At 60.5% G+C, this 18,892-nt stretch carries 12 protein-coding genes; 6 read left to right on the plus strand and 6 right to left on the minus strand.

All coding sequences use genetic code 11. From position 1 onward, the window contains the following. Positions 1–38 precede the first annotated feature (38 nt). Together EYB53_RS19430 and EYB53_RS19435 are read right to left on the minus strand one after the other, a co-directional pair. Positions 39–1,829 carry a glycosyl hydrolase gene (locus tag EYB53_RS19430; protein WP_135480091.1) on the minus strand — a complete coding sequence of 597 codons (1,791 nt, stop codon included), beginning with the start codon at positions 1,827–1,829 and terminating at the stop codon, positions 39–41. A gap of 64 nt (positions 1,830–1,893) precedes the next feature. Beyond that, positions 1,894–7,281: an Ig-like domain-containing alpha-2-macroglobulin family protein gene (locus EYB53_RS19435; protein ID WP_205712690.1), complete on the minus strand. Its 5,388-nt coding sequence runs from the start codon at positions 7,279–7,281 to the stop codon at positions 1,894–1,896. 258 nt (positions 7,282–7,539) lie between these two features. Here EYB53_RS19435 and argB point away from each other — a divergent pair, with 258 nt between their 5' ends. Together argB and EYB53_RS19445 are read left to right on the plus strand one after the other, a co-directional pair. Continuing rightward, positions 7,540–8,292, plus strand: a complete 753-nt coding sequence (gene argB / locus EYB53_RS19440) for an acetylglutamate kinase (protein ID WP_135480096.1) — start codon at positions 7,540–7,542, stop codon at positions 8,290–8,292. Continuing rightward, complete coding sequence (locus tag EYB53_RS19445; protein ID WP_135480098.1) at positions 8,289–8,987, plus strand: Crp/Fnr family transcriptional regulator; 699 nt, start codon at positions 8,289–8,291, stop codon at positions 8,985–8,987. The genes argB and EYB53_RS19445 overlap by 4 nt, the downstream gene beginning before the upstream one ends. 84 nt (positions 8,988–9,071) lie before the next feature. Here EYB53_RS19445 and EYB53_RS19450 read toward each other — a convergent pair whose 3' ends face one another. Further along, the gene (locus EYB53_RS19450) at positions 9,072–9,272 is read right to left on the minus strand and encodes a hypothetical protein (RefSeq protein WP_135480100.1); all 201 of its coding nucleotides are present in this window, start codon (positions 9,270–9,272) and stop codon (positions 9,072–9,074) included. Positions 9,273–9,605: 333 nt separating this feature from the next. Between EYB53_RS19450 and EYB53_RS19455 the strand changes: the two genes are divergently transcribed. The 3 genes from EYB53_RS19455 to meaB are packed head-to-tail and all read left to right on the plus strand — an operon-like array spanning position 9,606 to position 15,156. Beyond that, on the plus strand, positions 9,606–11,777 hold the full coding sequence (locus EYB53_RS19455; protein ID WP_135480102.1) for a methylmalonyl-CoA mutase family protein: 2,172 nt from the start codon (positions 9,606–9,608) through the stop codon (positions 11,775–11,777). Then, positions 11,774–14,029, plus strand: coding sequence for a methylmalonyl-CoA mutase (gene scpA / locus EYB53_RS19460; protein ID WP_135480104.1), 2,256 nt, complete (start codon positions 11,774–11,776; stop codon positions 14,027–14,029). The genes EYB53_RS19455 and scpA overlap by 4 nt, the downstream gene beginning before the upstream one ends. Next, a complete protein-coding gene (meaB, locus tag EYB53_RS19465; RefSeq protein ID WP_135480106.1) occupies positions 14,026–15,156 on the plus strand; it encodes a methylmalonyl Co-A mutase-associated GTPase MeaB in 1,131 nt (376 codons plus the stop codon). Before scpA ends, meaB begins: the two co-directional genes overlap by 4 nt. 50 nt (positions 15,157–15,206) lie before the next feature. Here meaB and EYB53_RS19470 read toward each other — a convergent pair whose 3' ends face one another. The 3 genes from EYB53_RS19470 to EYB53_RS19480 are packed head-to-tail and all read right to left on the minus strand — an operon-like array spanning position 15,207 to position 16,598. Continuing rightward, the gene (locus EYB53_RS19470; protein WP_254151149.1) at positions 15,207–15,743 is read right to left on the minus strand and encodes a hypothetical protein; all 537 of its coding nucleotides are present in this window, start codon (positions 15,741–15,743) and stop codon (positions 15,207–15,209) included. Next, on the minus strand, positions 15,680–15,922 hold the full coding sequence (locus EYB53_RS19475) for a DUF2256 domain-containing protein (protein ID WP_307726713.1): 243 nt from the start codon (positions 15,920–15,922) through the stop codon (positions 15,680–15,682). The genes EYB53_RS19470 and EYB53_RS19475 overlap by 64 nt, the downstream gene beginning before the upstream one ends. Then, complete coding sequence (locus EYB53_RS19480) at positions 15,837–16,598, minus strand: ABC transporter ATP-binding protein (protein ID WP_135480112.1); 762 nt, start codon at positions 16,596–16,598, stop codon at positions 15,837–15,839. The genes EYB53_RS19475 and EYB53_RS19480 overlap by 86 nt, the downstream gene beginning before the upstream one ends. 546 nt (positions 16,599–17,144) lie before the next feature. Here EYB53_RS19480 and EYB53_RS19485 point away from each other — a divergent pair. After that, positions 17,145–18,764, plus strand: a complete 1,620-nt coding sequence (locus tag EYB53_RS19485) for an alpha/beta fold hydrolase (protein ID WP_167857488.1) — start codon at positions 17,145–17,147, stop codon at positions 18,762–18,764. The last annotated feature ends 128 nt before the right edge of the window (positions 18,765–18,892 follow it).

An 18,892-nucleotide genomic window follows, 5' to 3' on the forward strand; every position in this document is an offset into this window, starting at 1 on the left:
TTCCTGATCCCCCTGCTTGCGCCTGGAATGCTCAATCACTAGCGCTGATGCCACAGGTACACCGGCGCACTCCCCACGTCGATCCGCATCTGCCCGCCCTGAGCTTCGATGGTGCGCAGGTTACCCGAGCGATCAATGATGCGCCCGCTGTTCGCCCGCGTTGCCAGGTTGACCCACGCCCCCGGCGGCGACCAGAGAATGTCGAGGGCTTCGTTGCCCCGTTGGAGGCGTAGATCATACACCTCGTAGCCGGTGATGACTGTGAGATCATCGAGCCAGATGGTTCCGCTGCCAACAAAGTTGTCCACAATGTCGTCAAAGACAAGTGTGACGAGTGAGGCTGGAAAATCGACCCGTCGATTCCCGCCTGGGACGATGACGTTGCCTGGTTCGACTTCGCCCAGGATCGGGACACGCAGAAAGTGCCAGCCTGGTGCCCCCGCCGGGCCAAGCACGAATTGCAAGACTTCGCCTTCGGCATCGCGGATCAAGACCTTCAGATTGTGCGGGCTGCCATCTCCATAGACCCATACGCCGACGGCATAGGGTTCGCCGAGAAGCGGCAACGCTGGTTGCCGTTCGAAAGCGACGTAATCATTGCCCGTCGTCGCAAAATTATAGCTCAGTTCTGCCCCGCCCCGCCCACTCCGCGCACGGCTGCTTGGGCGCAGCGTGCCGTTGGGTTCGCTGACCCGCTGCCAGGTGGCGAACGCTTCAAAGGTATCAACCACGTTCATCTGAAAAAGATCACGCCTGCTCACATACGTTGCCCCGGCTAGTTGCTGGTTGAGGGTGCGCAAAGCGTCAAAGGCCGGTTTCCGTGATCGGTAGTCGGTGCGCCCACTGCCATATCTGATCAGGCCATAGGGGTTGTGCGCGTCATCCTTGAAGCTGTACCAGAAGATCTTCTCGACCCCCGCTTCCCAGAGCATCAGGTTGGCCCGGACAAGGTAATCGGCCTGCATCTGCTCGTTGGTGCGCCCCATCGCGTCGCGGTCGCCTGGCCCACTCGCCCAGCCTACCTCGGTGACCCAGATGGGCTTCTGTCCGTGCTGGGTGGCAACGGCGCGGACATCCGTGAGCGCTGCCGCCAGGTTGCCATCCTCGGGCCCGTACGGATCGACGTACGGGTGGATTGCCAGGACATCAAAGCTGTTCCAGCCACCCTGCGCCGCTACTTCGCGCAAGAACGTCGTGTCGTAGGGGTTGATCCCGCCAATCAGAATCGTTGCACTCGGATCAGCGGCGCGAATGGCAGTGGCTGTTTTGATCAAAAGCCGCGTGTAGGCCGCAGCATCAGGTGTGGGCCGCCAGAAGATCGGGTGATCCGGCTCGTTCCAGATTTCCCAATGATTGACATAACGACGGTAACGCGTAACGACACGCTGGGCGTACGCAGCGAAGGCGTCGGGATCAGGGGCGTAGTATGAGACATCGTTGCTCGGGTCGCCTGGGTACGGGGTTGCCCAGCCGACCGAAGGACCCAGGACGCCAAGGACGTTGATGTTGCGACTCAACAGTGCCCGCATCGCCGCGTCGGTAAAAGTCCAGTCCCAGACGTCGGGCTGTGGTTGGACACGGTGCCAGTGAAAATCTTCGCGCACCCACGTGACGCCTAGTTCGCTCACCAGCGCCGCTGGAATGTCCATCGTGGTTGCGTCGGGATAACGGGTGGCCAGATGGGTATTGAGTCCGAAGACCGCTGGCCCCGTGGGGCCATGTACTGGAACTGAGGTTCGCTGCGCATGGCTTGTCACCGGGATTATGCTCCCGATCAGCAGCGCTGCAATGAAGATTATCAGGCTCCACCGCCACAGGTGTTGTCGCATGGTTTCTTCTCTCCAGGATGTTCACTACCCGCGTTCCGAGGAACTGCGTAGCGAGTCCATAGTTTCACGGGGCAAGCGTAAGTACTTCGTCAGTCGTTACTTTCACCCCTGCTTCAGGTTCGTAGAGGACTTCAAGTTGCGCTTCGGGGCCGCTGTAACGCCCGGCAAGACGGGCTCGCCCCGTGAGCGTGTGGGTGTAGACCCCCGGTACAAGGTTGGTGCCGCCGAGCCGAATGATCTGTCCGTCGCGGCTCGTTGCTGCGGCGTGGATCCACGGTGCTTGCGCTGATAGGCCGAGCGGCTCGATGCCGGCAGGAAATTTGACGCGCAGGTCGGCCCGCAAGGTCGGTTGGATAATGACGGTCGTTAGTCTGATGCTGATCAATTGGCCTACCTGAAGGTTGGCGGAATCGAGTGGTGCGCCATTGGTCGGGTCAAGCAACGTTTGCTCGAGGACAAACAGGCGAGCCTTGTCGGTCTGCACGACTGGAAGCAGTTGATACGCCAAGAGGTATGGCTCGTCACGCGATGTTGTTATGCGTAGTTCAGGCTGTGAGGCTAGCCCAGTTCTGTCAAGCGCAGTACGTACCGTTCGTGTTACGGTTGCAGCGGTGTCAAGCACTGGTACGCCATCAAGGGTGAGGCGCACCGAGGTTGCCTCGGTCGCCGGTGACCCTGGAAGCAAGGCAACGGCCACCCGTGCCGCATCATACGCACTCGGCCATCCCCTGGAGGTCCAGGCTTCCAGGAGGGCTTGGCTGGCCCCTGGCAGATCGGCCGATCCAGGCCGCCGATTGCGCAAGGCCTGGGTGACAGCACCAGTGATGGCGCTGGGGCTACGTGGAAGCGCACTGGGCTGTTCGCTGTTCCAGTGAATCGCTGCGATGGCACCGGGGCGCGCTGGTTCACGCACTGCCAGGCTGCCGAGCCGGTCGATCAGCGGGGCGGCCTGATTGACTGGCAAGGTCAGCGCCAGAAACGCCAACCCATCGGCCTCGAGCGCTTCGTTGCGCAATGCTCCGATCTCTGGATCGCTTCGTCCAGCCCGATGCAGCACATAGGTGAGATACGCCCGGGTGTCGATATCCACGGTTGAGCTGACCCGTCCCAGGTAGCTGATTGCCCGCAGGTCGGGTGGGCGCGTATCGTTGAGCAACGTGCGCACGGCGAGTTGCGCTTCGAGGGCAAAAGCCGTCACAAAGGGATCCGAGGCTGTCCCGGGCCACCATCCCCAGCCCCCATCACTCGCTTGCGCCCCCTCGAGCTCGGCCAGCGCAGTACGCGCCACGTCGGCCCACAGGCGCGTTTCGGCCTCATCATTGCTACTGGCCAGCCCTGCGGCAATCAGGGCAAGCGCGGCCACTTCTTCGTTGGAACGGTCGCTGATCTGGACGAGCGCTTCGGCCTGGGTGGCAAGCGCGGCCCGTAGACCAGGCGCAAAGGCTAGCACAAGCCGCTCGCTCTCGCCAAGGTCAACCCGTGTCGTCAGGGCTCCCCTCCTTGCCAGCGTGATGTTCTGCTGGGGGAGATCGGGGAGCAACGTGGCCTGGGTGAGCGTATGTTCAAGTCGTTCGCGCAGGTCGTCACTGGTGATCTGGAAGCCGACGCTCCCCTCGTGCGCCTGATCTTCCAGGCTTGCCTGCCACGCCAGCGCGGTCGCTTCGCCGGGGGCCAGGCTGATCGTCAGTCCACCTGCACTGGCCGGGGCCAGTTCGAGAGCGCTGGTGGCGACTCGCAGGGTGAGCGTGCGGCTGAAGGGGCTCGTATTGGTAAGCGCAAGATCGATCTGAGCTTCATCGGTTGGCCCCAGGATGACTGGTGCGATCAGCCGGGTTGCAATCGGCAGAGTCGTGGTAAGCGTTGTCGCGTCGGCAACAGGACGTGCGTTTGACCCGAAGGCATACGCAGTGAGCCGCCACGTCCCGGCGGTGGTCGGCGCATCAACTGCCCCCGCTAATACCGCCTCTCCCTCTGGGCGTAAGGCGGGGCCAAGTTGGTAGCCCGGCGGCATCAATTGTGGTTGGGGCGCATTGAGGCGTGCCGGGGCCACGGTTTCGCCCTGTGGGGGAACCGCAGCGATCACTGGAGCCAGCGACGGTTCGGGCGCAAAGACGCGCAGGTCAGCCTCGTTGGGCAGTTGCTCGGCTGCCCCGAGCGTTACCAGGAGGCCGGAGGCAGCCTGGCCCTGGCCTGCGATAGTCGTAAGCGTGAGCGCAACTGACGCCCCGGGGCGCACCTCGGTGAGACTGGAGGCAATGCGTACATCCCGTGCGGCTTCTTCCCCATCCACCAACAGACGTGTTGTTCCGGCAAGATAGGTGCTGCCTGTGTCAATCACTGCCCCGATGACGATGCCCGGGGCCATCGCTGCCGTGATCGGGAGATTAAAGACCTGTCCGGGTTGCGCTGTCAGTACTTCGACCTGCTGCAACCCATCGCCCGCGATAGTCAACAGGATGTTGCCTTGACTGACCGGAGCAGCGATCAACAGCCGGGCAAGATCGCCGGGCTGATACCGCTCACGATCCGTCACCAGCGCGAACCTGCGCTCATTTGTACTCCACCCGATGAAGCGTTGTCCATAGACCCAGAGTGGTTGCTGGTGGGTGACGGTGCCGCTCCGCACGAGCACATTGTATTCACCAGGATTCAGTTGCACCAGTTCGGTGCTGGCGAGGCCAGCAGCGTCGCTCACCATCTGGCGGGTCAAGATCGGGGCAGTTGCGTTGCCTGCCCGCAAGACTTCGAGTTGCACCGGGACATTCGCGACAGCCTGACCACGCCCATCGCGTACCAGGACTTCGACCTGGCTGCGCTGGTCGGTTGCCACAAGGCGGCGCGGTAGGCGCAGCGCAAGATTGTTGCGGCCTGGCGTAAGCACACCTTCGACCATGACAGGCTCAGGCTGACCATCTATGGTAACGAGCAGCACATAGGTCATTGCGTGCAACCCTTCGCCAGATGTTGGCAGACTCAACTTCAGACGCCCCTGGGCATCGGTCTGGCCCGCCCCGGTAAGGGTTAGAGGGGGCGGCAACGCTGGTGTGTTGGCCACGAAGCCATCAGGTGGTGCGGGTGGGGCCACAGCTTCGAGCGTAAGACTCCAGGTAAGCCTGGTCTCAAGAGGGGGCAGGCCGTTTCGTTGCACCGTCACTTCGAGTTCACGCTCATTCAGTGGCGTAGCCTTGAGCTCAAACGAGGGTGCTACAGGTGACACAATGCGCACGGGCATCAGGATCTGCGCATCCCCGAGTGTTGCAGCGAGTCGGTACGGCCCGGGTGCCGTACGGCTCGCCAAAACCAGTGTCCCACTCACAAGACCGGTGTTTGGCTCGAATTGGCAGGTTGTTGCGAGGCCGACCGGGTTGCCAATTGGCTGGCGTAGCTGCAGGCGGCATGTTGGTGGGCTGGCAAGCAGGTTGCCTGATTGTTGGCCGGCAAAGCCGGTCACCGTGATCGTCTCACCAGGATGATAGATCGGCTGATCGGGAAAGAGCAGCGCACTGAACGAGGGACGGGTCGCATCTGGTGTCACCAGGCGCCAATCACTCTGCACAACCGCCGGTTCGCCATCCTCTGTCAGTGCCAGCAGGCTCCCCGTGTTTTCTGTGAGCCCCGAGGCGATCCAGGTTCCATTGGCATCCGTGCGCCCGCGGGCGATCAGGCGTTCGTTGCGAAACAGGGCCACCGGCAGATCGCCACGCGGCATACCGACACGATCACTCGCCCAGATCAAGACCTGACCGGGGTAGTGCTGCACCAAGAGGCGGGTCGTATTCACGAGCACAACCAGGTCGGCCCGCGGCCCTTCAGGGGTAACCAACCGCACATAGTAAGCCCCGGGATCAAGCGGGTCGCCATCAACCAGCCCGATCGGCAGACTCTGGCGCACAAGTTGATCGGACCCCGTTGTGCCTGGCGCACGCCAGATGCGTGATGGTGCCTGTCCGTAGCGCTCGGGGACAAACCCTGCGCGTTCTTCCGGGCGTAACGCCATAAAGCGCAAGAGGGCAGGCTGATCGAGCGGATAGAGGCTGACATTCACGCCCGAGAGGTTGCGCATCGCGAGATCGAGCGTTGCCGGGGTGGAAGGTTCGAGGTTCACCAGATCAGCAAAGGCGTCAGGTACCGTGAGTGACGGTGGGGCCGGGGCCGTACGGAGCGACACAACTGCGTCAGTTCCGAGGGGTTCACCATTGCGATCGCGTGCGTCAGCGGCAACAGTCAACGTATAAAGGGTTGACGGCTCAAGCTCGGGTCGCAGCAACACCTCGCTCGAACTGGTTGTCAGCGCGAGATCGGCGACTGGTGGCTCAAAACGCACACTCGCCTCGAGAGTCGTGGCGTCCATCGGCGTACTAAAGATCAAGCGAATGGCCTCTTCCGGTGGCAAGATCTGGCCCTGGCCGGGAAAGAAAGCAATCAAGCGGGGTTGTGGTTCAACCTGAAAACGCCAGATCTCGGCGAAGCCGCGCTGATCTGACGGCGAATCGCCCAGTTGCACCGCATACGTCGTTCCGTAGGCCCAGCCTGACGTAGGGGTAAACGTAACCACCTGGGTCGCACCAACTTGCGCCGTGGCTAACTCACCTTCGATCGTCGGACTCATCACGAGCGCCTGTCGTAATCGTTCCGGTGGAACCGGAACATCGAGCACGAAGCTCAGCGGGGTACGAGGCGTAACCGCAGAGGCCCCGGGTTCGGGCGTTCGCGTGTGCCATACGGGCCAGCGTGTGGCAAACGCCCAGTTCACTGGCGTGCCCAGTTCAATGCCACGCAGGTCGGTCAGCGTGGCCGCCACTGTCACGGTATAATCGGTTGCGGGAAGTAGCGGACGCAGGGGCCGGATCAACAGGGTAAATTGATCAAGCCACTGACCCGCAACTTCAGCTGAAGGCTCAAGCTGCAGAAAGGTTGGCGTGAAGGGTTGTTGCACCTGATCAGGCGCGACCATTGGTTGACTAAAGACCAGGGCCACCGCCGTATCGAGCGCAATGCCGTTCCCTTTGGGCAGAGCCGCGAGGACGGCAGGCTCAACTGCGGTACGGAAGATCACCTCGACGGGGTCTTCGAGTGGTCGCCACCAGCGGCTCAGGGCCACCTGGTCAAGGCGCACCGTATAGGTCATGGCCGACGTCAGGCGCTCGATAGGGCGCAAGGTCAGCGCCTGGGCATCAGGTGACCAGAGCAGATCCCCCAGGACTGGTGGCTCAATCGAAAGGGCCTGTTCGACACTTGCCCGATTCATTGGCACGCCAAACTGCAGCGCAAGAGCATCCCGCGGGCGCACATCAACCGCACCATCAGGCGGGTTGATCGCAAGCAACGTGGGTACTGAGGCCCATGGCGTCAACGGGATGAACCAGCGGGCTAGAACAGCAAGCACCAGCACGAGTGTGGTGGTACCAAGTAAAACGAGCCAGATCCGAGCGAGGAGGCGCAGTACGGCCATCGCGGACACACCCTCCATCGTATGCGCAGGTCATAGCATGAGTATAGCATATCAGGTTGCGTGATCAATTGATCATTGTTATGCTATAACCTGTTATCGCGATCAAGCTACGCCTTCCTGCGGCCCCGGAGAGCTCTCACTTGTGCTGGCGAAAACAGCCAGCGAAGCTGGTTGTTTTCGCCAGCACAAGCATGGGTTTTAGGGCGACAGCCCTAAAACCCACGCGCATGGGGCATCAGCCCCCAGTATAGGATCACTGTGAAACAGATTACCATCGTCAAAGTTGGTGGCAACGAGCTTGATGACCCGGCGTTCCTGACCGGGTTGACCGAGGCAGTGGCTGCGTTTGTCGGGCCACTGGTGCTTGTGCATGGCGGAGGCAAAGAAATCACGGCGGCGCTTGCGCAGGCTGGTGTGCCCAACGAGTTCATTGCCGGGCTACGGGTCACTTCGCCCGAGGCCATGGCTCTTATGCAACAGGTCGTCTGTGGGACGATCAACCAGCGCGTTGTTGCTAGCCTGGTACGGGTTGGCGTGCGAGCGCTCGGGCTCAGCGGGCTGGATCTTGGCGTCTTACGCTGCGTGCCCCATCGTCCTGACGGGCTTGAACTCGGGCGTGTCGGCTTGATTACCCTGGTTGATGCTGATGCACTTCACGCGATGCTCGCCCAGGGCTGGGTTCCAACCTTTGCCCCAGTGGCGCTTGGCATCGACGATGGGCTGAGCTACAATGTCAATGCCGATATGGTGGCTCAGGCGGTGGCTGGTGCGCTCGCCCCGAGCGAACTGGTCTTTGTGAGCAATGTGCCCGGTGTTATCCTTGATGGCGAGGTTGCGCCTCTGCTTGATCAGGCCGCAGTCGAGCAGTCGATTGCCTGTGGTGCGATCAGCGGTGGCATGATCCCCAAGGTGCGCGCTGCCCTTGATGCTCTGGCGGCGGGGGCAACGCAAGTTCGGATTACCAATCTTGCGGGTTTTGCCGCAGGCGGTACCCGTTTTCTTGCCTCATGAGTAACGAACCAGCAATTCATTATGTTGTCGCGAGCGATATCTTTCGTGACCTGAATCCGACCGAGCGGGCTGAGGTTGAACGGCTGATTGCCTACAATGTCTATCCGCCCGGCCAGATTTTTCATGCGCCCAATGAGTACGGCGAGCAACTCTTTGTGCTGCGTTCGGGGCGCGTGCGGATCTACAAACTGTCACCTGAAGGCCGCGCCCTAACGCTTATGGTGCTCGAACCAGTGACGATCTTTGGTGAAATGACCATGGTCGGCCAGTGGCTCCACGACACCTTTGCCGATGGCATGACCGAGTGTGTTATTGGTGTGCTGGGTCGTGACACGTTGCGCCAGATTATCGAGCGCTATCCCCAGGTCGCCCTGGCTTTTATGGAATTGATGGGCCAGCGCCTCCAGGCGATGGAAAACAAACTCGCTGATATTGCCTTCAAAAGCGTTCCGCAACGGCTCGCCAGTGTGCTGCTCAACCTGGCCGGGGTGAGCGCGATGGCGCAACCGCAACCAGCAATCCCCCCGAGGGTGGTGCGCTATACCCATCAGCAACTCGCCGAAATGATCGGCTCGTACCGCGAGACGGTGACCAAAGCGATTGGTGAGTTGCGCGAGAGTGGTTTGATCCGCATCGAGGATGAAGCGATTATCTTGATTGACCTGCCCCGCCTGCGCAAACTGGCGCATCGCTAAGCGAAGTGCTTGAGCGAGCAAAAACCGGCTAGCAAAGCTAGCCGGTTTTTGCTCGCTCAAGCAGTTGTGCCTGCCTACAGGGGCTTAGCGCCGTGCACGGGGGCGATTGCGCATACTATTGTAGTAATTGTCAATAGCTTTGCGACTGGCGTCATAGAGCTCACTCCAGTTCATCAATTTCACATCGGGAACTTTGCGGCGTCGCTCGATCAATACCCATGCCCAGAGCGCACCCTGTGCGATGATTACAAAGGCCATGATTCCGAACATAATCCAGCCATCCATAGAGGCCCTGCCTTTCCTGCGCACTCATCATTTGACATATCATACCGCGCCCTGACGGTAGATGCAAGTCTTTTGTGGACGTTGCTCACGGTTTGGGTAAGGTTCCTTCTGCGAACATTTGCATTATACAATTATTCACACTCTCCCGACAACTTTTGATGAGATATGCTATAATCCTCCACAGTAATATCCCCCGTGTTTTAGTATGGCTTGTGCGACATAATAGGAAAGTATCCTGCTCAAGTATCTTTCAACTTGAACTGTGCTCTGCTTTGCGACGATCAGGCACGTGCATGACCCTGGTGCGTGTCTCAGGAAAAAGGAGTTTTTGCGATGACGCATGACCCCGCGGTCACTACGCCAGACTCAGCCCATTCAGACGATCAGGCTCTCTTCAGTGAATTTCCACCTACGTCGTATGACGCCTGGCGCCAGGCTGCCGAGAAGACCCTGAAGGGTGTGCCGTTCGAGAAGAAGTTGATCACGAAGACGTATGAGGGTATCGATCTGCGCCCACTCTATGTTCGTGCTGATACCGCTGAACTGCCTCACATCAAAGCGCTGCCCGGCCTGCCGCCCTATGTGCGTGGCACCAGTCCGCTCGGTTTTACCGTGAAGCCTTGGGCGATTGCGCAAGAACTGCCCTATGGTTCGCCCGCCGAGGTCAATGCGGCGGCACGCGCCGATCTGCCCCGCGGCCAGACGATGCTCAATCTGCCCCTTGACCAGGCGACGCTTGCTGGCCTGACTCCGGCTTATGCATCACCCGATCTGGTGGGAAAGGGTGGGATGTCCCTCGCTTCGGTTGAGGATGTCCTGACGCTGCTCGATGGCCTTGACCTTGCCAGTTTGCCGCTCTTGATTGCCGCTGGGGTGCATGCCCTGCCGGTTACGGCGCTGATTATGGCTGCCGCGCAACGCCTCGGTGTTGCGCCTGCGCAGGTGCAGGGCTGCATCGGTATGGATCCGCTGGGGAGGATGGTGGCAACAGGTGGTTTGCCGATGCCCCTTCATTTTGCCTATGATCAGATGGCCGCGCTGACGGCCTGGGCGATCACGGATGCCCCCCAGTTGCAGACCATTCTGGTGCGCCTCGATCCCTATAGCAACGGCGGCAGTAGCGCCGTGCAGGATCTGGCTTATGCGCTCGCAACGGGTGTGGCCTATCTGCGTGCGATGCAAGATCGTGGTCTCTCGGTTGATCAGGTTGCGCCCAAGATGCGCTTCTCGTTTGCCATTGGCGGCCAGTTCTTCATGGAGATTGCCCGCCTCCGGGCGGCACGGCTGCTCTGGGCGCAGGTGATCGCGGCCTTTGGGGGTGGTGCCGAGGCCCAGAAGATGGTCATTCACGCCCGTACCGCTACCTGGACCAAGACACGTACCGATGCTCATGCGAATATGCTGCGGGTGACCTCTGAAGCCTTTGCGGCGGTGATGGGTGGCTGCGATAGCATGCATATTAGCCCCTTCGATGAGTGCGTTGGCCTTCCCGATGAGTTCTCGCGCCGCATTGCGCGCAATGTGCATATCATTCTGCAGCAAGAGTGCAATTTTATGCACTTGATTGATCCGGCAGGAGGTTCGTCAGCCGTCGAGACGCTCACCGATGAACTGGCCCGTAGCGCCTGGGCGATGTTCCAGGCAATCGAGGCCGAGGGCGGTATGGCGGCCTCGCTGGCCCTGGGCACCCCGCAAGACCAGGTTGCTCAGACCCGCACGGAACGCTTCAAGGCGGTTGCCCAGCGCAAAGATGTGATTGTCGGTGCCAATATGTACCCCAATCTCAAAGAGCGCCCGCTTGTGGTGCGGACGACCGATAGCGTGGCCCTACAGGCGGAACGTGGCGCTGCTTTGCACAAGATGCGTGCTGCCACCGACGCTGCGGTGCGCGATCAGACTTTGCAGTCCCTCGCCCAGGCGGTGGCGCTGCGCTCGGATCTGGTGACAGCGACTATTGCAGCCGCCGATCATGGGATCTCGCTCAGCGAACTCGCCACGATTTTGTGCAGTGTGGGGCCGGGTCCGCGTTTCAAGGCTATTCCTGCCCATCGCGCCTCTGAGCAGTTTGAGGCGCTGCGTGCCGCTGCCGATGCGTTTGCCGCCACGACGGGGCAGCGCCCGACGATCTTTCTGGCGAAAATGGGGCCAGTTGCTCAGTACAAGGCCCGCGCCGAGTTCGCCACCGCCTTTTTTGAACCAGGTGGCTTTGCCGTCGTTGGCGATCAGGCCTTCGAGACGCCTGAAGCCGCCGCTGAAGCTGCCCTCGCTGCGGAAGCGCCGGTGGTCGTGATCTGTTCGACTGATGATACCTACCCGACGATTGTGCCAGCGCTCACTGGTGCGATCAAGGCTGCCCGCCCTTCGACGACAGTTATCCTGGCGGGCTATCCCGCCGATCAGGTTGACGCTTATAAGCAGGCCGGGGTGGATGATTTCATTCACCTGCGTGCCAATTGTTACGCTGTCCTGGCCCGCCTCCAGCAGCAACAAGGAGTAGCCCTATGAGTGCAACGCCGGATTTTACGACGCTGCCCTATGCCGGCGGCGGTTCGACACCCGATTATGCGACGTGGAAGGCTGAAGCAACCAGCGCCGCTCAGTCGGCTGGGGTCTCGCTTGACGAACTGGTCTGGCGTACGATCGAGCAGATCGATGTCAAACCGCTCTATACCGAGGCCGATCTTGAGTCGCTCGGCCACCTGGGCTATCTCGCTGGTGTGCCGCCGTATCTGCGCGGCCCTTACCCGACGATGTATGTGGCCCAACCCTGGACGGTGCGCCAGTATGCCGGTTTTTCCACGGCTGAAGAGAGCAATGCTTTCTATCGCCGGAACCTCGCCGCTGGTCAGAAGGGCCTCTCGGTTGCCTTTGACCTCGCAACCCACCGTGGCTATGACTCGGATCATCCCCGCGTTGTTGGTGATGTGGGCAAGGCCGGCGTCGCGATCGATTCGATCCTCGATATGAAGATCCTCTTCGATGGCATTCCGCTTGACCAGATGTCGGTCTCGATGACGATGAACGGCGCGGTTGTGCCGGTGCTCGCTTTCTTCATCGTTGCCGCCGAAGAGCAGGGTGTGCCCCAGGCGAAACTGACCGGTACGATTCAGAATGATATTCTGAAAGAGTACATGGTGCGCAATACGTATATCTATCCGCCGCTGCCTTCGATGCGCATTATTGCCGACATCTTCTCGCATACGTCGCAACATATGCCCAAATACAATAGCATCAGTATCTCGGGCTACCATATGCAAGAGGCTGGCGCAACCGCCGATCTTGAGCTGGGCTATACCCTGGCTGATGGCCTCGAATATGTGCGCACCGGTCTGCAAGCAGGCATTCCGATCGACTCGTTTGCCCCGCGCCTCTCCTTCTTCTGGGCCATTGGCATGAACTATTTCATGGAAGTTGCCAAGATGCGCGCCGGCCGCCTCATCTGGGCCAAGTTGATCAAGCAGTTTGATCCCAAGGATCCCAAGTCGATGGCGCTCCGTACTCACTCGCAGACCTCGGGCTGGAGCCTGACCGAGCAAGATCCCTTCAATAATGTGGCCCGTACTTGCATCGAGGCGATGGCCGCTGCCCTCGGGCATACCCAGTCGCTCCATACCAATTCGCTCGATGAGGCGATCGCTCTGCCCACCGATTTCTCGGCGCGTATCGCCCGCAATACCCAGCTCTTCCTGCAGGACGAGACGGGGATCTGCAAGATTGTTGATCCCTGGGGTGGTTCCTATTACCTGGAAGCGCTCACCGATGCGCTCGCTCGCCGCGCCTGGAGCCATATTGAGGAAGTTGAAGGGCTCGGTGGGATGGCCAAGGCGATCGAGGCCGGGGTGCCCAAGTTGCGCATCGAGGAGGCCGCCGCTCGGCGCCAGGCCCATATCGACTCGGGTCAAGAGACCATCGTCGGCGTGAATCGCTACCGCATGACGAAGGAAGATCCGATTGATATCCTTGAGGTGGATAATACCGCCGTCCGTGAGTCGCAGCTCAATCGGCTTGCCCACCTGCGCGCCAATCGCGATGAGACCCGCGTCAAGTCGGCGCTCGGGGCGATCACCGAGGCGGCTGCCAGCGGCGAGGGCAATCTCCTTGGCCTGGCTATCGAAGCCGCCCGCGTGCGCGCAAGCCTCGGCGAGATCTCGATGGCGATGGAGCAGGTCTTTGGGCGCTACAAAGCCCAGATCCGTTCGATCTCTGGGGTGTATGGTAGCGAATATAGCGATGCCGAGGCGATTCGCACGGTGCGTGCCATGACCGACGACTTTGCCGAGCGTGAAGGACGCCGCCCCCGTATCTTGGTCGCCAAGATGGGCCAGGATGGGCACGACCGCGGGGCCAAGGTGGTCGCGACTGCTTTTGCTGACCTCGGCTTCGATGTTGATATTGGCTCGCTCTTCCAGACCCCCGATGAGGTTGCGCGTCAGGCGGTCGAGAACGACGTCCATATCATTGGCATGAGTTCCCTCGCCGCCGGCCACAAAACCCTGCTCCCCCAACTCGTTGATGCACTCCGCGAACAGGGCCGCGAAGATATCATGGTCATCGTCGGCGGCGTCATTCCTGCGCAAGACTACGACTTCCTGCGCGAGCACGGGGCCTCGGCGATCTTTGGGCCGGGCACGGTCATTCCGGTCGCAGCCGAAAAGATCTTGCACGAACTCAACCATCGGCTTAGTGAGTCTGAAGAAGAGAGCCCGCTGCCATCGGCGCATCCCGGGACGATGGCCGGAGATCGGGGCACCGCATGACCGACCGCAGACATCCAACAGAGTGGACTCCGGCAACGGGGGCTGAAGGCTTTGCCACTCATGTCATGGATGGCGTGACCGGTGGACACGATGGTCTGGCGGGTTCATCCACCAGACCATCGCTCCCTCCTTCTAAACGACGGCCTCTGCTCTCGGTGGAAGAGAGCATTCAGGGGGTGCTGGCGGGCAATCGCACGGTGCTGGCGCGCACGATCACGCTCGTCGAGAGCAATGCGCCTGCCCATATCGCCAAAGCCCAGCAGGTGATCCAGGCGATCTTGCCTCATACCGGCAAGTCGATCCGGGTTGGCATTACTGGTGTGCCCGGGGTCGGCAAAAGCACCTTCATTGAAGCGCTTGGCACCCTGCTCTGCCAACGTGGTCACAACGTCGCCGTGCTCGCCGTTGACCCGAGCAGTACATTGACACGGGGCAGCATTCTCGGCGACAAGACGCGGATGGAGGTGCTCTCGCAGCAACCGAACGCCTTCATTCGGCCCTCGCCAACCAGTGGCAGCCTGGGTGGGGTGGCGCGCAAGAGCCGCGAAAGCATGCTGCTTTGTGAAGCGGCTGGCTTTGATGTGATCCTGGTCGAAACCGTCGGCGTCGGTCAGAGCGAGATCGCTGTGCGCTCGATGGTCGATTTCTTTCTCTTATTGATGCTGTCGGGTGCGGGCGATGAGCTGCAAGGCATCAAAAAGGGCATCATCGAACTCGCCGACGCGCTCGTGATCACCAAAGTTGATGGCGACAACCGGGCGCAGGCCAAAGGTGCCCAGGCCGAATACAATCGTGCCTTGCACTACCTGACCCCCGCCACCGAGGGCTGGAAACCACGCACCTATACTTGCTCATCGCTGAACGGCGAGGGCATCCCGGAAGTCTGGACGATGATCGAGCGTTTCCGCGAAACAACGACCGCTTCGGATGTCTTTGCGGCCCGGCGCCGCGATCAGGCGCTCGCGTGGGTCTACACGATGGTCGAAGATCAGCTCAAAGCCAACTTCTTTGCCCATCCTGCGGTCAAAGCGCAACTCCCCCAAATCGAGCGCGACGTCGTCGAAGGCAAACTCCCCGTCACCGTCGCCGCCCAGGCCCTGCTGCAAGCCTTTGACCACCAACCCTGAGCTTCCCTGCTCTGTTAGGGCATCAGCGCCAACGAACTGGCGCTGATGCCCTAATTAAAGACCTGCCATAGATCAAAGCTCAGCGAGCCGAGAATAAGCAGCAGAATCACGCCCGACAACGGCAAAATATCAAAGCGACGTGGGTGACGATTGCGCCAGAAGTAACGCAGGCTGCTGACGAGCAGGCTCAGCGCAATCACATCAAGCAGAAGTACCAGGGCCAGCGAAAAGTCGCCGGCTAGCCCGATCAGCGGGAGTACCACCGGCAAGACCATGTATTGCAAGGTGCAACGCACCCCCGAGATAATCAACGACAGCCCAAAACGCCGCTCAGCAGGTGCGCTCGGCACTTCTGCACCTTCCTCAAACACGTCGCCTGTTTCAGGCTCAACGACGGTTACCGGCGGTGGCACCGTCACAAAGAGGATCTTGCCCATCCACTGATCAAGGGTTTCGGTCAGTTGCATACGCTGCGTACTCCTGAAAATGATCGCGATCATGCCGATATTATAGCGCAGGATGCTCACCCTCGCCTGCGTCGGCAGCGTTCCGAGCAGTAGCGTACCTCGTCCCAGTTGGCGGCCCATTTTTTGCGCCATTCAAAGGGCCGTCCGCACGTTGCACAGCTCTTTGTGGGGAGTTGACCTTTGCGTCGGGGGGTGTCAAGCGTGGCGTTGGTTTTATGCGTACGTGCCATTGGGCGTTGTTTCGGCAAGCTTGCCATTGATAACGTGAAAGACACGATCAGGTTCGAGGTAGAGCCCATCGGTATTGTTCTGGTTGGGTTGATACGGCTCAGGATGCCGCTGGAACTGCGCGTGTGTGACCATCACGATGGTCTTCCCGGCCTGCCGCGTCAGGCGATCAAGCAGATCGAGCACCTGACGTCCGGTTTCTGCATCGAGGTTGCCCGTTGGCTCGTCAGCCAGGATCAGCGCCGGATCATGCACCAGGGCCCGCGCAATCGCGATCCGCTGCTGTTCTCCCCCGCTGAGCCGGTCAGGATAACTTGTCCCCCGGTCGCCAAGCCCGACGGCCTCTAGCATCGCCTGGGCCTTACGCTCGGCCTTGGGGCCAGTTTGTCCATTCAGTTCAAGGGGCAAGAGCACGTTCTCACGAACAGTGAGCGTTGGTACCAGGTTGAAGAATTGAAAGACAAACCCGACGCTTCGCCGCCGAAATAAGGTTCGCGCTCGCTCATTGAGTTGGTTCAGGGTATGGCCGTCAACGCAGACCCTGCCTGCGTCGGGTTGGTCAATGCCACTGATCAGGTTGAGCAGGGTGCTCTTGCCACTGCCACTCTTGCCCATCAGCACGACCAGTTCCCCCCGGTTCACCTGGAGACTCAGTTCGTGCAACACAATCCGTTTTCGTCCTGCCTCTTCATAACTCTTGCTGACCCCGTCAAGTTGGATCAGGGTCTTCCCCTGTTGAGCATGCATGTGATCACTAGTTCCAGGCGTTCTGGTGGTATGTCAGGCAGAACGCGGTGTGCTGAAAAATCCTTCCATTTCAGCATACCATGATTTTGTCGTGGCTCACAGGGGCGCAAAACGAAGCGGCGACCCACTGGGTCGCCGCACTCGCACGGATTACAAGAAGTTCGCTGTCCCTCTCGATTCTGGCGAGCCAGAGGGGATACTGTGAGGATCATGAAGAAATACGAAGGAATAATAGCAAGTTGTTGGATCACAACGGAAGGCAGTTGCTTGCCACTCATCAAGTGGGGCCGCGTTCTTCTAGATGTTCTTAGCATACCCGATCCTGGCCTGACTCTCAATAGTCCCTTACTCCCCCTTTGCCATGACCCATGTGATGGGGTGAGGTCGGGGCACGGCGCCGCCGTGCCCGTACGGGCGGGCGCCGCCGTGCCCGTACGCGGGGGTGATGGCAGCCGCTGCCGTCATGGAATAAAATACAGACATCTCCAGAGGAATTTGGAGTGCGCTATCACGACAAATCATTAGTAGATGAAAATGGTACCACCTATGCTCCATGCTGTCACGCGCCTTCGCCCACTGTTGTTGGTGCTCATCCTGGCTTTGACCCTCGCCGCTTGTGCCGATGAGCCAGAACTCGTCTCGGTCGCGCCCACCAGTGCTCCCGCCGCGCCCATAAATGGCTCCACCGCAACTCCATTGCCTGCCGTCCCTGAGCCACCCGCTGAAAACCTGGCTGACTATGCAGCCTATCTTGAAGAGACCGACTGTACGGAACTCCTGGAGCTACTTGACCTCGAGCTCGATCTCGACGAACTCGGTGTATCCTGTGGCTACCTGATCGCCCCCGAAGACCGCAGTGCCCCAGAAGGGGCCGAGGTGTCCCTCGCGCTGGCGATGATTCCCAGTCGCAGCGCAACGCCCCGGCCCGACCCTATCATCTACCTTGATGGTGGACCCGGCGGCAGCGCCTTGTTTGGCATCGCCGACTGGATCGATAGCCCGCTGCGTGACGAGTACGAGATCATCCTCTTCGATCAACGCGGCACCGGCCTCTCGTGGCCGAGCCTCAACTGCATTGAAATGGAAGAAGCTGAGGATGACGAGGCAACCTTTGCGGCCGCAGAAGCCTGTCGCGATCGCCTGGCCGACGAGGAAGTGAACCTCAACGTCTATAATAGTGCGGCCAATGCCGCCGATGTGGCTGACCTGATTGCGCAACTTGGCTACGACGAAGTCAATCTGCTCGGCATCTCCTATGGCACTCGCCTCGCCATGGCCGTGCTGCGCGACAATTTCGCTGGCGTGCGTAGCGTCATCCTCGACTCGCCCTATCCGCCTAACGTCAATGCGTATAACGAGCAGGCGCTCAATGCCGGGCTCGCCATTCAGGCCATGTTACGTGGCTGCGCGTCCGATCCTGAGTGTGCCGATGCCTTCCCTGATCTCGAGGAGCGCTTCTATAGCTTGATCGACCTGCTTGACGAGGAGCCGATTCTGTTTGAGGTGGAGGACGAGGAGGGTGAACTGGTCGAAGCGGAAGTCAGTGGTGCTGACCTGGTCAACCACATCTCTGACTGGCTCTACATCACCGACCTGATCAGCTATGTCCCGCTGATGATTGACGAACTTGACCGCGGCGAGACCGCAGCGTTGAGTTTCCTCTACGAGGAGAGCGGCACAGGCTTTGGCCGTCAGGGTGCTGCTGAAGGCGACCTGAGTGATAGCGAGGCCATGTTCTACGCAGTCGAGTGTCGCGAAGAGGCACCGTTCAGCACCATGAACCAGGCCCGTGCCCAGGCCGCCGATCTGCCGCCCCAATTAGACGAAGCGCTGCTTGGGAGCGTCGAGAACTTCTTTGAGCTCTGCCCAATCTGGGATGTAGCATCGGCCACAGCCCGCGAACGTGCGCCAGTAGAGAGCGCGGTGCCCACCCTGATTCTGGCCGGTGAGTATGATCCGGTCACGCCACCGAGTTGGGGCCTGATTGCGGCTCTGGGTTTGTCGAACAGCTACTTCTATGTACTGCCCGGCGGTGGCCACGCCGTCATTGATGCCAGCGACTGCATGATGACGATCAGCAAGGCCTTCCTGGACAACCCCACACGCGAACCTGATGCGCGTTGCCTGGATGACCTGACACCCTTCTTCGCGTACGAATTGCCGTGAGTCGTCCACGAGGGCACGGGCGAGCCGTGCCCCTACGCGGGGCGGGTGGGGCACGGCGGGGCGGCGGGCGGGGCACGGCTCGCCCGTGCCCGTACGCGGGGCGGCGGGCGGGGCACGGCGGGGCGGGC

This window comes from Candidatus Chloroploca mongolica, from assembly GCF_004762035.2.
Classification (GTDB): Bacteria; Chloroflexota; Chloroflexia; order Chloroflexales; family Chloroflexaceae; genus Chloroploca; species Chloroploca mongolica.

What these genes read in the sequence shown, in the direction of transcription:
- EYB53_RS19475 (WP_307726713.1), bottom strand. Translation starts at nt 15,922, where the DNA reads ATGGGCTCTACCTCGAACCTGATCGTGTCTTTCACGTTATCAATGGCA.
- EYB53_RS19430 (WP_135480091.1), bottom strand. Translation starts at nt 1,829, where the DNA reads ATGCGACAACACCTGTGGCGGTGGAGCCTGATAATCTTCATTGCAGCG.
- meaB (WP_135480106.1), top strand. Translation starts at nt 14,026, where the DNA reads ATGACCGACCGCAGACATCCAACAGAGTGGACTCCGGCAACGGGGGCT.
- EYB53_RS19435 (WP_205712690.1), bottom strand. Translation starts at nt 7,281, where the DNA reads ATGGCCGTACTGCGCCTCCTCGCTCGGATCTGGCTCGTTTTACTTGGT.
- EYB53_RS19450 (WP_135480100.1), bottom strand. Translation starts at nt 9,272, where the DNA reads ATGGATGGCTGGATTATGTTCGGAATCATGGCCTTTGTAATCATCGCA.
- EYB53_RS19485 (WP_167857488.1), top strand. Translation starts at nt 17,145, where the DNA reads ATGCTCCATGCTGTCACGCGCCTTCGCCCACTGTTGTTGGTGCTCATC.
- EYB53_RS19480 (WP_135480112.1), bottom strand. Translation starts at nt 16,598, where the DNA reads ATGCATGCTCAACAGGGGAAGACCCTGATCCAACTTGACGGGGTCAGC.
- scpA (WP_135480104.1), top strand. Translation starts at nt 11,774, where the DNA reads ATGAGTGCAACGCCGGATTTTACGACGCTGCCCTATGCCGGCGGCGGT.
- EYB53_RS19455 (WP_135480102.1), top strand. Translation starts at nt 9,606, where the DNA reads ATGACGCATGACCCCGCGGTCACTACGCCAGACTCAGCCCATTCAGAC.
- EYB53_RS19445 (WP_135480098.1), top strand. Translation starts at nt 8,289, where the DNA reads ATGAGTAACGAACCAGCAATTCATTATGTTGTCGCGAGCGATATCTTT.
- EYB53_RS19470 (WP_254151149.1), bottom strand. Translation starts at nt 15,743, where the DNA reads ATGGGCCGCCAACTGGGACGAGGTACGCTACTGCTCGGAACGCTGCCG.